Raw genomic sequence first — 16,202 nt, forward strand, 5'->3', positions numbered from 1 at the left:
AAAGATGGCGTACGACACCAGCAAGCTTCTGTCCATGAGCCAGGCCGAACTGGATGATCTGTTCCGCAACAGCCCGGCCGGCGACATTCCGGACGGAGAAGCCAGGGGAACGGCGATCGTTGCGCCGGGAACCGTGATCAGCGACGCCGCCGCCAACCTGGTGAAGGTCTTCGCGTGGCAAGGAAAAGTGTTTGATTCGCAGAATGGGATCCTGAAAAACAAGATCTCCCCATTCGGCATCGACGCCATCCAGGCAACTGTCTATAAGGGCGAAAGCTGGTTCGACGGTAACGAGTGCATCGTCCTGGACTATAGCAAGACGTCGATCGTGGCTCATTGGATACGCGACGAAATTCGCCTGATTGCACCGGGTGTCTACCTTGGATTGGTGTACTGGGACAAAAGCCGCTTGATCTGCTTTAGTCTCGAGTTTTAAAGGACGGCCCGCCGTGACCCCGCAATCGAGCTTTATGGTGGTCGCACCGTTGCTGCCTGGTAAGGCGGCAGCATTGAGAGCGCTTCTGGCGACGATGAACCACCGCCCCGGCAGTGTCGATCCGGACAACACGCTGGTTCCGTTCGGCAGGTTCGATCGTCTGCATTTCGCCCGCTTCGTGATTCTGGAAGACGTGACTGCCGGCGATATTGCACGGTACGGCGTCAAGCCTGCTGATTTTCCGGTGTATCTGGCGTTCCTTGGCGATTGCGATGGTTCGAAGCGGACCTTTATCGTTGATCTTGCGCGTCGGGCCGGTGAGGGACTGTGCGCGATATTTTCGCATTGCGAAGGATTCGATTCCGGTAGCGACCTTGGCGCGTGGATGCTCGCACACGATAAGCCGGCTGCGGCCGCCTACGTCAACTGGATCGGCCGTTCGGTCCGGCAGATCGTGGAGGAACGCGCGTTGCGGCATTTCCTGTCCGCCAACGTTCCTCGCGACGTCGATGGAGGTGCGAATGGCGATCCGCAGTCCATCCGCAAGCATCTGCGCGAGCTGGTCGATGCGCAACGAAATGCCGGGCGTCTCAGCCTGACTGAACCCGAACCGACACCGCTGGGTTGGCAAATTCGTGAATGGCTTCACGCTGTGTGGGTGCCGTTGGTGCTGCTCGCCGCGCTGCCGCTGATGATCGTGGCGTTGCCGTTTCTCGCGTGGAAATTGCGCCGCCTCGAAACAACCGATCCGGAAGTTGTTTACCGGCCACCTGAGGCGCAACTCGCGAAACTCAGGGTGCTGGAAGACTACGACGTCACCAATCAATTCACGGCGCTAGGCAGCGTGAAGCCCGGACGCTTCAGGCGCTATGCGGTGATCGTCCTGCTTCTGCTTCTCGATTATTCGTGCCGCCATATCTACAACCGCGGCCATTTAACCCGCGTGCAGACCATTCATTTCGCGCGTTGGGTGCTGCTCGACGATAAACAGCGCTTGATGTTCGCAAGCAACTACGACGGAAGCCTCGACAGCTACATGGACGATTTCATCAACAAGGTGGCATGGGGCTTGAATCTGGTCTTCAGCAATGGGGTGGGTTATCCGCGCACGAGTTGGCTCGTCGTCGAGGGGGCGCGCAACGAGCAGCATTTCAAGAACTATCTGCGGCGGCACGAATTGCCTACGGATGTCTGGTACAAGGCCTATCCGGGCCTGACTGCGTTCGATCTCGCCACCAACACACGCATTCGCGAAGGCCTGGAAGCGTCAAGTGCAACGGACGAGCAGGTGCGGGAATGGCTGAAGCTACTGTGAAAATCGATACGGGAGACCTGCCGTGGCAGTCGATCTGGACGATATACAAGGCCTCGTGCGGCATGCGTATGCGCGCCTGACCGAAGCCTGCTTTTACGTGCTGCGCATCGCGGACGCGCAGGCCGCCAGGCGTTGGCTGTCGAGTGCGCCGGTGACGAGCGCGGCACTTGCCGCGAAGTTGGTTCAGGAAGTTCTGCAGGTGGCGTTGACGAGCGATGGCTTGCGCGCGCTCGGTGTTCCGCAGCAGATGATCGAACAGTTTTCTTCCGAATTCATTGGCGGCATGAGTGCGGATGCGAATCGCTCCAGAAGGCTTGGTGATGTTGGACCGAATGCGCCAGAACACTGGAAATGGGGCGGAACGGCGGCGCCGCATATGGTGGTGCTGCTGTACGCGGCTCCGGGACGGCTCGCCGAATGGACGCAGGCGGTGACAGGGCCGGAATGGGCCACTGCTTTCTCGGTGGAAGCCGTTTTGCCGACTGCAGACATGAAAGGCGTCGAGCCGTTCGGTTTTGCCGATGGCATCAGCCAGCCGCAACTCGATTGGCAACTGGGCTTGCCCTCGCACGATCATACCCAGCCCGGGTATTCGAACCTCATCGAACTGGGCGAATTCCTGCTTGGGTACCCGAACGAATATGGGCGTTTCACCGAGCGTCCTTTGGTTGATCCCGCCGATGATCCGCATGACCTGCTCGCACCGGCTGCGGATGCACCGGGCAAACGGGATCTGGGGCGCAATGGATCGTACCTGGTGTTGCGGCAATTGCGTCAGGATGTGCAGGGTTTCTGGCGATTTCATGACGCTCGCGCGAACGGAGATCCCGCCGCACGCAAGGCGATGGCCGAAGCGATGGTCGGGAGGACGATGGCGGGCGTGTCGCTCGTATCGCGCGTCGAAGGCGCACCGGCGTCGGCACCCGATCCCGGCACGAAGGCGGGCCGCGAGCAACTCAATGCATTTACCTATGCGGGGGACCCGGACGGGCTGCGGTGTCCATTCGGCGCTCACGTGCGGCGCGCCAATCCTCGCAATGGCGATTCGCCGGACGCCAGCGGCGACGGTGGCAAAGTCAGCGTGCTTGCGCGCCTGCTGACCACGCTGGGTTTCGACGCGGCCGCCTTGCGTGGCGATCTGGTTGCGTCGAGCCGCTTCCACCGCATGCTGCGGCGCGGCCGCGAATATGGCCAGAGCCTGCCGCCCGAGGCCGCGATTGCCGATCAAGGCGAAACGGTCGAGACCGGACTGCACTTTATTTGCCTCGGCGCGAATATCTCGCGTCAGTTCGAATTTATTCAAGGCGCATGGATTACTGGCGCAAAATTCAATGGGCTCGCGGCGGAGCGCGATCCGCTGATTGGCGAGCGGCAGCCGCTCAGTGACGGTAGCGAAACGGATCGCTTCAGCCTCCCTCAAGCCGCAGGCGCGGCGTGCCAGCTCACGGGATTGCCACAATTCGTTTCGGTCGTGGGCGGTGCATATTTTTTCATGCCGGGCCTTCGGGCGCTGCGCTTTCTGGTGACGCTGAATCACTCGAATACTTCGTCGCCGGTCGGCTCGACGTGAGGCGTGCTGTTCATCGATTGACGCAAAGCCGAAAGTGTTTTGTATATCGCAAGGCGCGCGCGATTTTGATTGCCTAGTGGCCGATGTTCGGCAAGGCAATGCCACGGATTGATCGACAACTGGCCGGCAAACGCGAGCTGAGCCGGCGATGCAAACTGCTGCTCCGGAAAATGCAGTGTCGCGATGCGTATGGGCGTTGAAAGGTGCTCGGGCCAGCGCACCGACGCATTCTCGATCGGCATGCGGTGGGGATCGGTTTGCACCTGCACGAAGACGTCGAAGTCGACCGGGCGCTCGGCGAGTGTCCGGATCATCGCCTCGCGCAGGTAGTTATCGTTGGGGCGCCCCGGCAAGCCTGGAATGGCGCTGGTTTCGCGGGACCTGGGCCGGAACGCGTATTGAACCGCCTGGCCAGCGCCCAGCAGGTACGGTACGCAACTCCAATAGCTGGTCTGCAGCGGGCTCGATTGCGTGCGCGCCCACAGGCCCTGCATGACGCCGTCCAGCAGGTGGGAGTCGAACGGATTGATGAAGTAGAAAAGCGGCGTGCGGCGCAGGACGGCCGCCTGAAGCTTGGCATTCTCGATAATGTTCGGCGTGGTGAACGTGGGAGTGCTGATGCCGGTGAAATCCTGGGTGAAGCGCTCGTCGTCGAGGAGCTTCGGGCCGGGAACCCGCATCACCTTGATGCCGATGCTCAGCACACCCACATCCTCGATATCGGGCGGGCTGTCGGGTCCCGGTCCGGCCAGCCGCACCCAGGCCGGATAGCTGCGCGGCGCGCTGAAAATGCCATGGCGCAGATTGGGCGGAATATCGCCGTGCACCTGGAATTCGGCGCGCAGCACGCCGTGTGTTTTCGTGTTGCCGGCCCGCTGGAACGTTCCGGGCTGGTATTGCTCGCGCATATATGCGCCCATGCGCTCGATGATCTGCTGGACGATCGCATGCTCGTCCGGCAGCGCAAGTTCCTGCGCCAGCGCGAGATTGTCGTTGGGCCTTTGCGCATTGATGGCCGCCTGCACCAGGCCGGCAATGGGCTCCTGGGCCAAAGTGTCGAGAAAAGGCCGAAAAAACGGATCGAATCTTCGCTCAACGTGGAGTAGCGAGATTAGCGAACGATGCAGGGCATTGGCTAGCAATGGAGGTCTCCCTGGGTACTCAACGCTCGTGGCCATCAGTCAAAATAGCTTAGGCAGAAAGTCCCGCAAATGCCAATGCTGCGGCTAATCCGGTGCCGAAGTGCATCGATTTTTCATAAAATGAATAGATCCTGTCTTGCTTCGCGAGACCAGCGAGCATACCGGCGAGATGCGATGAACATATTCAGGTTTCAGTCGGCGGCGGAAGCGAATTTCCTTAAACGCTCTTCGGCGCCGGGCGCGATTCGTGCATGGCTGGGCGATATGCTGTGCTGGCCGGCACGTTTCGACGACCCGCGTCTAGAACAGGAGTTCACGGAAGACTATGGCCGGCGTTTCGCTGACTTCCGCCGCGCGGCGCTGGTGCTCGGCACCTTGATCTGGGTGTGTTTCGGTTATTGGGAAATCAGCCTGGCGCGAACCAGTGCCGTGTTCCAGCCGTACTTTGCGGAGATTTTCACGTTTCGCTGCGCAGGTGCACTGGTTGCGGGCGTCGGCATCGTGCTGGCTTTCCGGCTCGACTTTCAGCGGGACACGGTCGCGCATTGGATCTTGCTGGGCGGCCTGGCGGGCATGTGTCTATGCTTGTTGATTCAAACGTTTCTCGCGCCACGGCCGTTCAATTTCACGCATTTTTTTGTCGGCTTCTATTTAATTCTTTTCTATCAGTTCGGCTTTCTTCGCCTGCGGGCCAAGGCGACGCTGATGCTGGCCGTGTGCGTGATCGCCGTGATCGTGGTGGCGCAATGGCTTACGCACGCAATCGAGCCCGACAACTTCGCGGCGGGCATGTTCTATTTGCTTAACGTTGCGGTCCTCGGCCATAGCGTCAATGTGAATGCCGAGCGGCATGTGCGCGACCGGTACGTCGCCGTCCAGGCGCTTGCGCATGGTAACGAAGCCTTGCAACGCGCGAATGCGGAGCTCGCGCAAAAGCACCGCGACCTTGAGCGCGCGCGGCGCGATCAGGAGACCAAATCGGAAGCGCTGATTGCCTTGCGCGAGCAGCAGCGCGAAGCTGCCGAGCAGGCGAGCCGCGCAAAATCGCGCTTTCTGGCGGCGGCAGCGCATGATCTGCGGCAGCCTATGCACGCGTTGAACCTCTTTCTGGCCGCGGCCGACGAAGCGCTGGAAGCGCGCGATGTTCAAGCGTCGAGCAAACTGATTGGCGAGGCGCGCAAGGCGTCGGTGCTCACGGCGCGGCTCTTCAACGCCGTGCTCGATCTGTCGAAGCTCGAATCCGGACACGTGAACCCGAGCTATACGGGCGTCGACCTGAACCGGGTGATTGAAGAGACCGTCGAGCAACTCGCGGCGGTCGCCGGGAATCGCGGCGTTGCGCTGCGCTATGGCAAGACCCCGCACAAGCCCGCATGGGTGCGCACCGACGCCGACTGGATGCCCCGCGTGCTGAGCAACCTCATCGCGAACGGCATCAAATATGCGGATCCTTCGAAGGCGGGCCGCGCAGCGGTGATCGTCGGTCTGGTTCGCATGCCGAATTATGTGCGCGTCGACGTAATCGACAACGGCATAGGCATTGCGCCCGAGCATTGGGATGCCATCTTCCAGCCGTTCGTGCAAATCGGCAACCCGGAGCGCGACCGCGAGAAAGGGCTCGGACTCGGTTTGTCGATCGTGAATGCGGTGGTGTCGTTGCTCGAGGGGCATCGTCTCGAACTGAAATCGATTGAAGGGCGAGGGTCGCGCTTCTCGATTCGCATGCCAGTGGCCGATCCCTTTGCGCTCCATGATGTGGCGATATCGCCCGCGGATCCGGCGTTGTCGCCGGCGCCTTCACCGTCGTCGCTGCGGGGGCTTTACGTGTTGCTGGTCGAGGACGACAGCCTCGTGCGCGCGTCGATGGAGGCGCTGTTTGCGCTATGGGGCGTGCTGTTCGATTCGGTCCGCTCGGTGGCCGAGCTCGAAACACTCTTGCAGGAGATCGAGCGCGTGCCGGACCTCGTCATAAGCGACTATCGGTTGCCGGAGATGTCGTCCGCGCACGATGTGATCCATCTGCTGGGCGAGCACTTCTCGCGGCCCGTGCCGTGTCTCGTGGTGACGGGGGAAGCCGGGGCCAGCACGCAGGGCGTGTTGCCGGAGCGCTGCGTGCTCAGCAAGCCGCTCTCCACGAACGTGCTGATTGCGCGCATGCTCGAATTGACCGAGGCGTCGGCCCGCGTTTAGGGCGTGGTGTTCGGGACGTAATGTTCAGGACGTGGAAGCGCGTGCAACGGTGGGGATCTCGATGCCCCGACGCGCCATTTCGACGATCAGAAAAGTGCGCCGCGAAACATTGAAGCGGCTCAGCAGATCGCTGATGTACTCCTTCGCGGTGTTCTCCGTGATATTCATTTTTCGCGCGATGGCCTTGTTCGACATGCCCTGCAAAAGAAAACTCAAGGTTTGCGCAAGGCGCGGCGGCAGGTTCAGCGAGTCGATGGGAATGCCTTTGTTCGGGCCGGGTGGCTGCGGGGTGTGGCCGCCTTTGCCGAGCACGCTGTTGGGCAGGTAGACGCGGCCGTTCAGGATCGTTTGCAGCGCTTCGCGGAACACCGCGCCGCCTTCCTCGCTGGCCTTCGAGATGAAACCGCCGGCGCCATTCTTGATGCAGTCCAGCACCGTCTCGCGATCGTCCTGCGCGGACAGCATCACCACGTGCGCTGCACACTCGTTTTCCTGCAACCAGTGCAGCAGGTCCAGCCCAGTGTGATTACCGCCGATTTGATAGTCGAGGAAAACGAGGTCGTAAGCCTTGCTTTGCAGCCGCTCGACGGCGGCGGCGTACGAGCCGGCCTCGTCGATGTCGAGCGTCGGCTCCGACGTGAGGATCAGGCTCTTCATCGCGATGCGCGTCAAGCCTTCGTCTTCGACTAGCAGTACATGGCGGAAATACAGGTTGTCCATCGGCGCTTCTCCCGCACAAGCCCGTTATTGATGTGAACAGGCCCTTAGCCATGGTACCCGCAATCGCAAGGGGCGCGATCCCCCCAAAGCGGGGGACCCTTTTGGGGCCGCCTTCTGGAGGCGGTTTTCCCCCCGCATGCCCGGTATTGCGCGAGTCACGGGAAGCGCACGATGGAGTCGTTGCAAATCAGACGAGGGGGATCACCGCCATGCGCACGTCAAATCTTTCGATCGTCTTGCGCCATGAGCTCGATCCCCGGGTCTGAATGCAGCAAGCACGCAAGCCTGGCGGGGCAAAAGCGGGCAGAGCGTGAGGAGACCATCCAGTCGGATCTGGTGGGGGGCCAGCGAGCAACACACGAGGAGACCATTCGGGCGGGCCTGGCCGGGGGCAAGCAGGCAGGGCGCGAGGAGACCATCCGGGCGAGGGTAAAAACAAGGAACGAGCCGGAAGCAGAAATAGAAACAGAAGCTGAAGCAGAAGCAGCAACACCAGAAGAGACTGGGCGGCGTCCCCTCAGCCCCTACACAGTCCACAATCTGGATAGCGCCATCGCTCACCTCGAAATCGCGATGAACGCGGACAAATCGATGGCGATCTTCGGTTCGAACTATTGGCAAGGACGCGTGCTCGAACTCCGTTGCACGCCGGGGATCCTGCATGCTCAGGAGCGTCGGCTTCAGTCCTTGCTCGACGGGTTCGCGACCCTTGGGTTAGCCTCGCCGTTATAAAATCTGGAGTTTCGCTGCCCGCCCATCAGGACCCTCGATGATCAAAAAGGTCGACGCGCCTTTCCAGCAGATCAAGGCACTCGTTCGCAAGCGTATTCATGCCGGCGACTGGAAGATCGGGGAGCGAATCCCCTCCGAACTCGATCTCGCCGCGGAACTCGGCGTCGCGCGAATGACCGTGAATCGGGCGCTGCGCGAATTGACCGACGAAGGGGCATTGCAGCGCATCCTTGGCGTGGGGACATTCGTGGCCGAGGAAAAACCACAATCGAATCTGCTAATGATTGCGCATGTGCGTGACGAGATCCACGCGCGCGGGCATCAATATCGCTGTCACGTCATCAGCCAGACCCGCGGGCATGCGACGCCCGAAATCGCGGCGGCGTTCGGCTTGCCGGTCGATGCGCCCGTGTTTCATGTGGTCTGCGTGCACGAGGAGAACGGCCGGCCAATCCAGTTGGAGGAGCGGTATGTGAATCCGGTCGCGGCGCCCGGTTTCATCGATCAGGACTTCCAGGTGGAGCCGCCGTCGGAGTATCTGTACAACAACGTGTCGCATTACGAGCTCGAGATCGAGCACATCGTCGATGCGGCCATGCCCACTGTAGACGAGGCGCGCTTGCTCGACATGCGCACCAACGAGCCATGCCTGACGCTCACGCGCCGGACCTGGACGAACGGGCTGCCGGTCACGTTCGCGCGCTTCGTGCACCCGGGCAACCGTTACCGGCTCGGCTCGCGTTTCAAGCCGGGCGCCACGCGGCATCAGGTCTGATTCGCGCCAGGCATTCGCGCCAGGCGAATGGCAGGCACCACAAGCGGCGGCACATACCTGCCCGCCGCCCCTGTGTTTCATTGCGATTTCAGAGCGTGCTCACCTGGCCATCGCTTTTCGACCACAGGACAGGGAACAGCGGATGCACGAGCGGCGCGCCGTCCGGCAGCGCTTCGGCGAGCCCGGGGAAGTCCGGCGAGGTTTTCCATCGGCGTGGCGCGTGGCGAACGTCATCGCCGACGAAGCGGATCGAAAACGCGCGCCGTCTGTTGCGCGTGCCGCCCGACGCATGCAGCGTCAGCATCCTGAAGCACACCATGTCGCCGGGTTCGAGCGCCCAGCGCCGGATCGGGAACGCATTGCGATTTGCTTCGATATCCGGAAGATCGGCGAGACTGCCTTCGGGAAACCACTTTGCTTCCTTGTCCATGAACGTGCGCGGCATGAGCCAGGGGCCGCGATGCGAGCCCGCGACGAATTCGAGCGTGGATTCGAGCGGGACCGGATCGACGGGAGTCCACATGCTGACGTTGTCGTCGCCTTCGATGTTGTAATAGGGCTGGTCCTGGTGCCACGGCGTGCGCTGCTGCGTGCCCGGCTCCTTCACGAGCAGATGGTCGTGATGGAGCCGGACCGTATCGACGCCCATCAGCGCCGCCGCGACCGTTGGCGCGGGCGAGCGCGCGATGAACTCGCGATACGCGGCGTTGTGCTCCCAGTTGCAGAAGTCCTCGAAGAACCAGCCCGGATCCTCGGGCCGGCTTGCCACTTTCGAGCGCGTGCTCGGATGCGCCAGATTGGTCTCGATGCCGGCCTTCAGCGCTTCGATTTCGTCCGCCGAAAAAATGCCCTTGATGCATACGGCGCCGTCCGTGCGGAACGCTTCGATGAGTTCGGGCGTGACCGCCTGCGCTACGCGTTCACAAATATTGATGGCCATGATTGCCCTTACGGTAATTAAATTTATTGCTTGGCGCCGTAAATATCGAAATCGAAATATTTGGCGGCAATCTTCTGATAGGTGCCGTCCGCGCGAATGGCGGCGATGGCCCCGTCGAGGCGCTTCTTCATATCGGTGTCGCCTTTGCGCAGCCCCATGGCAACGCCATGGCCGATGATGCGAGCATCGGTCACATCGCCGCCGGCGAACGTGAAGGCCTTGCCGCGCGGCGTATTGAGGAACGCGTAGCCGGCCTGCGTTTTATCCTGGAAGGTGGCGTCGAGGCGGCCATTGACGAGGTCGTCATAGACCTGGTCCTGGTTCTGGTACGTCACGATCGTGACGCCCTTGGGCGCCCACTCCGCCTTCGCATAAACCTCCTGCGTCGTGCCCTGATCGATGCCGATGCGCTTGCCGACGAGCGACGCGACGGTCGGTTGCAGCCTGGAGCCACGCGGCGCGACGAGCGCGCCCGGCGACGAATAGAGTTTGTCCGAGAAGTCGATCTGCTTGAGGCGGTCGTCGGTGGCGGTCATTGCGGACATGATCACATCGAACTTTTTCGCTTGAAGCGCGGGAATCATGCCGTCGAAACCTTGTTCGACCCATATGCATTTTGCATGGATCTGCGCGCAAATTGCGTTGCGCAGATCGATGTCGAAGCCGGCGAGCGAGCCGTCAGGCTGCTTTGCCTCGAACGGCGGATAAGTGGGATCGATGCCCCAGCGAATCGTCGGGGTGTCCTGGGCAAACGAGACGAGCGGTGCTGCGGCAAGCGAGGCGACGAGAAACTTGACGATCCGGTTCATGACTTTTCCCTGAATGGGTGGGCGCGACGGAGAAAGCCCGCGCGGCCGGTTGGATGAACGTCAGCAATGGGTGCACTTGCACTGCAAGCGGGTTCGAGCCGCCAATGAAACCGTCTAGCAGTCTAGACCACGTAACTTGACGTGTGCAAGCGAAGGCCATGCGCCGACTTCCGGTGCCGGCGCGGCAGTGCGTCGATAAATCTGGAGAAAGCCGCCCGTTCGGCTGAATATCGCCTGATTTGCGGAGGATTGATGGGGAAAGCGGGGGCGAGCGAGAGGATAGGGATTTGCCCTGGCTGCTGCCTTCAGGCCATGATGGCGGACATCCGGCTATGGGAAGCGGCGCCAAAATGTCTAGACAACACGAGGGCGGCGAATAAGTGGCCGGCACTGCTGGCGGTTGGGCATTTTATGCGGCAGTGCTATTGATCAGATGATTAAGCGGCTGCGCGGGTGCTTGAAAACGAAGCAACATGTTTATTTACAAACACGATAACGCTATAGATCATAATAAGGTGACAAATCACGGCAATAGCCGCTTGACTCGTGGCGATAAAAGATAAAGCGCTATTTATGCCGGTGTGCAGCATGATATTTCCATAAGGGATAGTGCCCATCGCCCCGGCATCGGATGCTGATGCACACTGCCTTTTATCCTCCTGTTGAAGCCGTTCTTTATACAACCGAGAAATGTTTGGAGGACTTATGGCACAGCGCATTGCCTACGTAACTGGCGGAATGGGTGGCATTGGAACCGCAATCTGCCAGCGGCTGCACAGCGATGGTTTTACCGTCATTGCCGGGTGCGGTCCGAATTCACCTCGCCGCGCACGATGGATCGAGGATCAAAAGGCGTTGGGATTCAATTTTGTAGCTTCAGAGGGTAATGTCGCCGATTGGGAATCGACGGTTAAGGCTTTCGAAAAAGTAAAGTCGGAAGTCGGTGAAATCGACGTGCTCGTCAACAATGCCGGAATTACCCGGGACGTCGTATTTCGCAAGATGACGCGCGAGGAGTGGGACGCCGTGATCGATACCAATCTCACCAGCCTCTTCAACGTGACCAAGCAGGTGATTGACGGCATGGTCAATCGCGGGTGGGGGCGCATCATCAATATTTCGTCGGTCAATGGCCAGAAAGGGCAGTTTGGCCAGACGAACTATTCGACGGCCAAGGCCGGTATTCACGGCTTCACGATGGCGTTGGCCCAGGAAGTTGCCACGAAAGGCGTAACGGTCAATACCGTTTCGCCAGGCTACATCGGGACCGACATGGTGCGCGCGGTGAAGCCCGAAGTGCTCGAAAAAATCGTGGCGAGCATTCCGGTGCGGCGTCTGGGTGAGCCGCATGAAATCGCATCCATATGCGCGTGGCTTGCTTCCGCAGAAGCAGGATTTTCAACCGGCGCGGACTTCTCGCTTAACGGCGGGCTTCACATGAGTTGAGCCTTCGGGCTGCATGCCGTTGCATTGTCTCTCGTGGCGTGCGGTATTGCGCAATGACCTCAACCAATCCCTGCCTGGCGAATAACGCTGGGCAGGGATTTTTCATTGGCGTGTCGCTTGTGCATGCCGATCCTGCCGATCGGGTTTGGAACTCTATGGCGGGTCAGGGACGCGAGTACGGATCCTGAACCGGCGCATGGCGCGTCGTATGGTGTCGATGGTGCGTGCTGTGCTTCGACTTCGATCTGGCTTTCGGTATTGCTTTCGCCCCGGCTTGCGAGTGCGGTTCGCCTGCAGGCAGCGGTTGTGTCGGTTGGGCGCCGGGAAGCGGCGGCGGAGAACTGGTGCGCGCGTGTTGCGGCGTGCTTCGGCCTTCACCGAAACCGGCTTGCCCTTCGCCGAAGTGATAGGTCTGCGAGGTTTGCGCTTGACTTGCAGCGGACAATGCCAATCCCATCAGTAACAGGTATTTCGGACGCTTCATGCATGTTCCTTTTGAACGAGGGGTATCAGGATAGCGCAATGTGGGTGGCGGAAGACTCTCGAATCGGTATGGCCACGGGCGTTATATGCTAGCAAGAAACTCTCATGATGCAGGGACTTCTGGTTGCAGGTGACAGCCGAGATCATCGAGGCGTTTGAGCAGGCGCTGAATGGTCTTGGTGGTGTCGTGTCGGGAGAAGTAATCGCGGCCGAGGTCGGCATACTCGACGCCATCGCGCAGCATGTGCCAGGCAGCTGTGAGCATGGAGGCGGCAACCGCCAGGATTGCCTTTTTGGGGCCACGTCGGGCCTTGATGCGCAGGAACTGCGCGTGCAGATAACTGTTTTGGACGCGCACCGCGGCCCATGCGGCGCTCACCAGCGAGGTCTTGAGCCAGGTGCCGCCCTTGCGTACCCGCGTGCTGCGGCGCTTGCCGGCACTTTCGTCGTTACGGGGACACAGGCCGGCCCAGGAGATCAGGTGGGGTGCATCGGGGAAACGTGTCATGTCGGCACCGACCTCAGCCAGGATCACCTGGGCCGTCACGTCACTTATCCCCGGCATCGTGGTGAGCAGGCGCACACATTGCCGGATTGGCGCCAGGGCTTTTCCCACTTCGGCATCCAGCTCGGCGAGCGTGTGCTCAAGCGCATTGATCACATCGAGATGCAGCTTGAGCAGGGTCCGGTGATGCGCAGTAATGCGTCCGCGCAGCGCCTCGCGGAGTTCGGATGTTTTCCTGCGGGCGCGGCCTAGAGCCAGTGCGGCCAAGCGTCCGGGGTCGGCCTCGCCCGCGATGATGGCCGACAGCATGTTCCGCCCGCTGGCGCCGAGTACGTTTGACAGCACACTGCCCAGCTTGAGGTTGGCATCTTCGAGTACTTTCTGGATGCGCAGGCTGTGTTGGGCGACCTCGCGCACCAGCTGCTTGCGCGTGCGGGTGAGATCCCGCAGCTCCTGGGTGGCCACCGGCGGCACAAAGCTTGCGCGAATGAGTCCGTGTGCCAGCAGGTCGGCGATCCACATGGCGTCATTGACGTCGGTCTTGCGTCCGGGCACGTTGCGGATGTGCTGTGCGTTGGCCAGTACCAGCTCGAAGTGCGCTTCGAGAATGTGCCAGACTGGTTTCCAGTACACCCCCGTTGCCTCCATGGCGACATGCGTCACTGAATGTTTGCCCAGCCAGTCCGAGAGCGCGAGCAGGCCGCTGGTTGTACTGGCAAAGCTGCGTACTTCATGGTGTTCGGGTGCCGAGACGCACCGCACGCTGGCCACAATCGTGTCCTTGTGCACGTCCAGGCCCGCACAGCGGGGATGAAGAATGTCCATGGGAACTCCTGCCGGATGGTTGGCGGCAGCAGCAGTCCTCGTTATCGAACTCTAGCAATCGTGCTTCGGGGCAAACCTCGCCCGCGGTCACAATTCGGGGTGCGCGCAGGACTGCGGGTCCAACTAGGCAACGGGCTCAGGGCACCAGGCAAGAGCCGACCTCGATCACCGCCGCGTCCACATACTACGCTGGCCCACTTCACACGAAAATCTGTTTCATCCCTCGGGGTCGGCCCCGCCAGATGGGCAACTAGGTACTTTTCGGGAGCAACCACAATGATCCGCGTTAATCAGCAACGGCTCTGGGATTCGCTGATGGAGATGGCGCAGATAGGCGCTACTGCGCACGGCGGAAGTTGCCGTCTCGCGTTGACCGATGAAGATGTGCTGGGCCGTCGCCGTTTCATCCGCTGGTGCGAAGAGGCCGGCTGCGAAATCCGCATCGATCCGATCGGCAACGTGTTCGCGCGCCGGCCCGGCACGCAGGTCGACGCGCCAGCCGTGATGTGCGGCAGTCATCTGGACACGCAGCCGCTCGGCGGCCGCTTCGACGGCGTCTACGGCGTGCTCGCGGGCCTCGAGGCCATTCGCACGCTCAACGATCTCGGCATTGCGACGCGGCATCCGCTTGACGTCGTGGCATGGACCAATGAAGAGGGCTCGCGATTTACGCCGGGCATGATGGGCTCCGCGGTCTACGCCGGCACACTCGATCTCGACTATGCACGCGCGAGGCCCTGCATGCAGACGGGCGTGCTGCTCGGCGATGAACTCGAGCGCACCGGTTTCGCCGGTCCCGAGCGCGAGCGGCAGATGCCCAAAGCCTACTTCGAGGCCCATATCGAGCAAGGCCCGGTGCTGGAGAACGCCGGCATTCCGATTGGCGTCGTGACCGGCGTGCAGGGCATTTACGAACTCGACGTCACGGTAACCGGCTTCGAATCGCATGCGGGCACGACGCCGATGAACGTGCGCAAGGACGCGATGGGCGTGGCCGCCGCGATGATCGCGGCAATCGTCGAGCATGGCCATGGCTTCGACGCCGAAGCGCGCGTGACCGTCGGCCATGTCGGCTGCCAGCCGAACTCGCCGAGCACGATACCCGGCAAGGTCGGGTTCAGCGTCGATGTTCGCCACCCGTCGCGGCCGGCGCTGGAACGTCTCGTGGCCGATATCGAAGCGATCTGTCTGCAACGCACCGCGCTGCGCGGCACGAGCGTGCGCTTGGAGAAGGTCGCCGAGTACGAGCCGGTGGTTTTCGACGCGCAGTGCATCGCGCGCGTGCGCGAAGCCGCCATCGCCGCGGGCTATCCGTATCTGGAGATGCACAGTGGCGCGGGGCACGACGCCGTGAATCTCTCCTATGTTGCCCCGACCGCGATGGTGTTCGTGCCGTGCAAGGCCGGGCTCAGCCACAACGAGGCGGAGGACGCCGACCCGGCGCACCTCGGACAGGGCGCGTCGGTGCTTGCGAACCTGCTGGCCGATTGCGCGCGATAGCCGTGTGAGGCATGTTGCCGTTCCTGTCTGGGAGACGAGCTTGATGAAAGACGAGTTGGGAAAACTGGCGGCAGACCTCGAGCGCTTGCTCAAGCTGCGCAGTCTGCCGTTTGGCATGACACTGTACGAGCGGCGCGAGGACATGGAGGCGATTCATCGCATTCGCCGCCCGAAGGCGATCCATACGCTCGATCAGATCGTGGGGCAAGCCGCCCGGTTGGGTTTTACGGTCGGTGTAACGGCGGATGATCTGGTCGGTTCGCAATGCCGGTCTGTCGTGGGCCTGGGAAATGCAAAGGATGCCGAATGGAAATCGGGTGCGCAAATGGCTGGTGTCTGGTACGCCACGCTCGAAGATTCCCGCGCCCATCAGGCGGCAATGGATTGTGTTGCGGACGGCAAGTATGAGGCGCTGGTGGTGTCCCCGCTTGCCGCTGGCCGAATCGAGCCGGCCATCGCGCTTTTCTATGCCACGCCGGGCGCCATGATGTATTTCATCAACGGCTTGCAGTGGTCGGGCTACAAGCGCTTCGACTGGAGCGTGGTGGGCGAATCGTCCTGCGCGGATTCGTGGGGCAGGGCGTTGAAGACGGGCGAGCCGAGCCTGTCGATTCCCTGCTTTGCCGAGCGCAGATACGGCGGCGTGCTCGACGACGAAATGCTGATGGCGCTGCCCCCCGGGACGCTGGCGAAGGCCATTGCGGGCATGGAAGCGCTCGCGAAGAACGGGCTTCGGTATCCGTTCGCGCAGTACGGGATCCAGCAGGACGTGCGGGCCGGCATGGAAGTGAGCTACGCAAAAAAGTAGCGGGAT

At 61.4% G+C, this 16,202-nt stretch carries 14 protein-coding genes; 9 read left to right on the plus strand and 5 right to left on the minus strand.

Annotated elements, in window-relative coordinates; all coding sequences use genetic code 11:
- The first annotated feature begins 4 nt into the window (after window positions 1-4).
- The 3 genes from P5W99_RS34955 to P5W99_RS34965 are packed head-to-tail and all read left to right on the plus strand — an operon-like array spanning window position 5 to window position 3,321.
- The gene (locus P5W99_RS34955) at window positions 5-436 is read left to right on the plus strand and encodes a hypothetical protein (protein WP_421028357.1); all 432 of its coding nucleotides are present in this window, start codon (window positions 5-7) and stop codon (window positions 434-436) included.
- A 13-nt stretch (window positions 437-449) separates the two neighbouring features.
- The gene (locus tag P5W99_RS34960; RefSeq protein ID WP_434665887.1) at window positions 450-1,751 is read left to right on the plus strand and encodes a hypothetical protein; all 1,302 of its coding nucleotides are present in this window, start codon (window positions 450-452) and stop codon (window positions 1,749-1,751) included.
- A 22-nt stretch (window positions 1,752-1,773) separates the two neighbouring features.
- Window positions 1,774-3,321, plus strand: coding sequence for a Dyp-type peroxidase (locus P5W99_RS34965; protein WP_434665890.1), 1,548 nt, complete (start codon window positions 1,774-1,776; stop codon window positions 3,319-3,321).
- Here the strand turns inward: P5W99_RS34965 and P5W99_RS34970 are convergent.
- Window positions 3,285-4,499, minus strand: a complete 1,215-nt coding sequence (locus tag P5W99_RS34970; protein WP_421028360.1) for a catalase family protein — start codon at window positions 4,497-4,499, stop codon at window positions 3,285-3,287. The two genes, P5W99_RS34965 and P5W99_RS34970, sit on opposite strands and share 37 nt — an antisense overlap.
- Window positions 4,500-4,637: 138 nt before the next feature.
- Here P5W99_RS34970 and P5W99_RS34975 point away from each other — a divergent pair, with 138 nt between their 5' ends.
- Entirely contained in the window at window positions 4,638-6,653 is a 2,016-nt protein-coding gene (locus tag P5W99_RS34975; RefSeq protein ID WP_434665893.1) for an ATP-binding response regulator, read from the plus strand.
- 24 nt (window positions 6,654-6,677) lie between these two features.
- On the opposite strand, the gene P5W99_RS34980 is transcribed toward P5W99_RS34975, so the two are convergent.
- Window positions 6,678-7,373, minus strand: coding sequence for a response regulator (locus P5W99_RS34980; RefSeq protein WP_421028362.1), 696 nt, complete (start codon window positions 7,371-7,373; stop codon window positions 6,678-6,680).
- Between the two features lie 243 nt (window positions 7,374-7,616).
- Between P5W99_RS34980 and P5W99_RS34985 the strand changes: the two genes are divergently transcribed.
- Together P5W99_RS34985 and hutC are read left to right on the plus strand one after the other, a co-directional pair.
- Window positions 7,617-8,105, plus strand: coding sequence for a hypothetical protein (locus tag P5W99_RS34985; RefSeq protein WP_434665896.1), 489 nt, complete (start codon window positions 7,617-7,619; stop codon window positions 8,103-8,105).
- Between the two features lie 37 nt (window positions 8,106-8,142).
- Entirely contained in the window at window positions 8,143-8,880 is a 738-nt protein-coding gene (gene hutC, locus P5W99_RS34990; RefSeq protein WP_421028364.1) for a histidine utilization repressor, read from the plus strand.
- Window positions 8,881-8,968: 88 nt separating this feature from the next.
- Here hutC and P5W99_RS34995 read toward each other — a convergent pair whose 3' ends face one another.
- Both P5W99_RS34995 and P5W99_RS35000 read right to left on the minus strand, forming a co-directional pair.
- On the minus strand, window positions 8,969-9,820 hold the full coding sequence (locus P5W99_RS34995; RefSeq protein WP_434665899.1) for a phytanoyl-CoA dioxygenase family protein: 852 nt from the start codon (window positions 9,818-9,820) through the stop codon (window positions 8,969-8,971).
- Between the two features lie 23 nt (window positions 9,821-9,843).
- Window positions 9,844-10,629, minus strand: a complete 786-nt coding sequence (locus tag P5W99_RS35000) for an ABC transporter substrate-binding protein (protein WP_421028366.1) — start codon at window positions 10,627-10,629, stop codon at window positions 9,844-9,846.
- A gap of 705 nt (window positions 10,630-11,334) precedes the next feature.
- Here P5W99_RS35000 and P5W99_RS35005 point away from each other — a divergent pair.
- A complete protein-coding gene (locus tag P5W99_RS35005) occupies window positions 11,335-12,075 on the plus strand; it encodes a 3-ketoacyl-ACP reductase (protein WP_421028367.1) in 741 nt (246 codons plus the stop codon).
- Window positions 12,076-12,661: 586 nt separating this feature from the next.
- On the opposite strand, the gene P5W99_RS35010 is transcribed toward P5W99_RS35005, so the two are convergent.
- On the minus strand, window positions 12,662-13,888 hold the full coding sequence (locus P5W99_RS35010; protein ID WP_434661090.1) for an IS110 family transposase: 1,227 nt from the start codon (window positions 13,886-13,888) through the stop codon (window positions 12,662-12,664).
- Window positions 13,889-14,164: 276 nt separating this feature from the next.
- Here P5W99_RS35010 and P5W99_RS35015 point away from each other — a divergent pair, with 276 nt between their 5' ends.
- Together P5W99_RS35015 and P5W99_RS35020 are read left to right on the plus strand one after the other, a co-directional pair.
- Complete coding sequence (locus P5W99_RS35015; protein ID WP_434665903.1) at window positions 14,165-15,388, plus strand: Zn-dependent hydrolase; 1,224 nt, start codon at window positions 14,165-14,167, stop codon at window positions 15,386-15,388.
- Between the two features lie 43 nt (window positions 15,389-15,431).
- A complete protein-coding gene (locus tag P5W99_RS35020) occupies window positions 15,432-16,196 on the plus strand; it encodes a DUF169 domain-containing protein (RefSeq protein WP_421047121.1) in 765 nt (254 codons plus the stop codon).
- Window positions 16,197-16,202 lie beyond the last annotated feature (6 nt).

It is taken from the genome of Paraburkholderia sp. A3BS-1L, assembly GCF_051125215.1.
Taxonomy (GTDB): Bacteria; Pseudomonadota; Gammaproteobacteria; order Burkholderiales; family Burkholderiaceae; genus Paraburkholderia.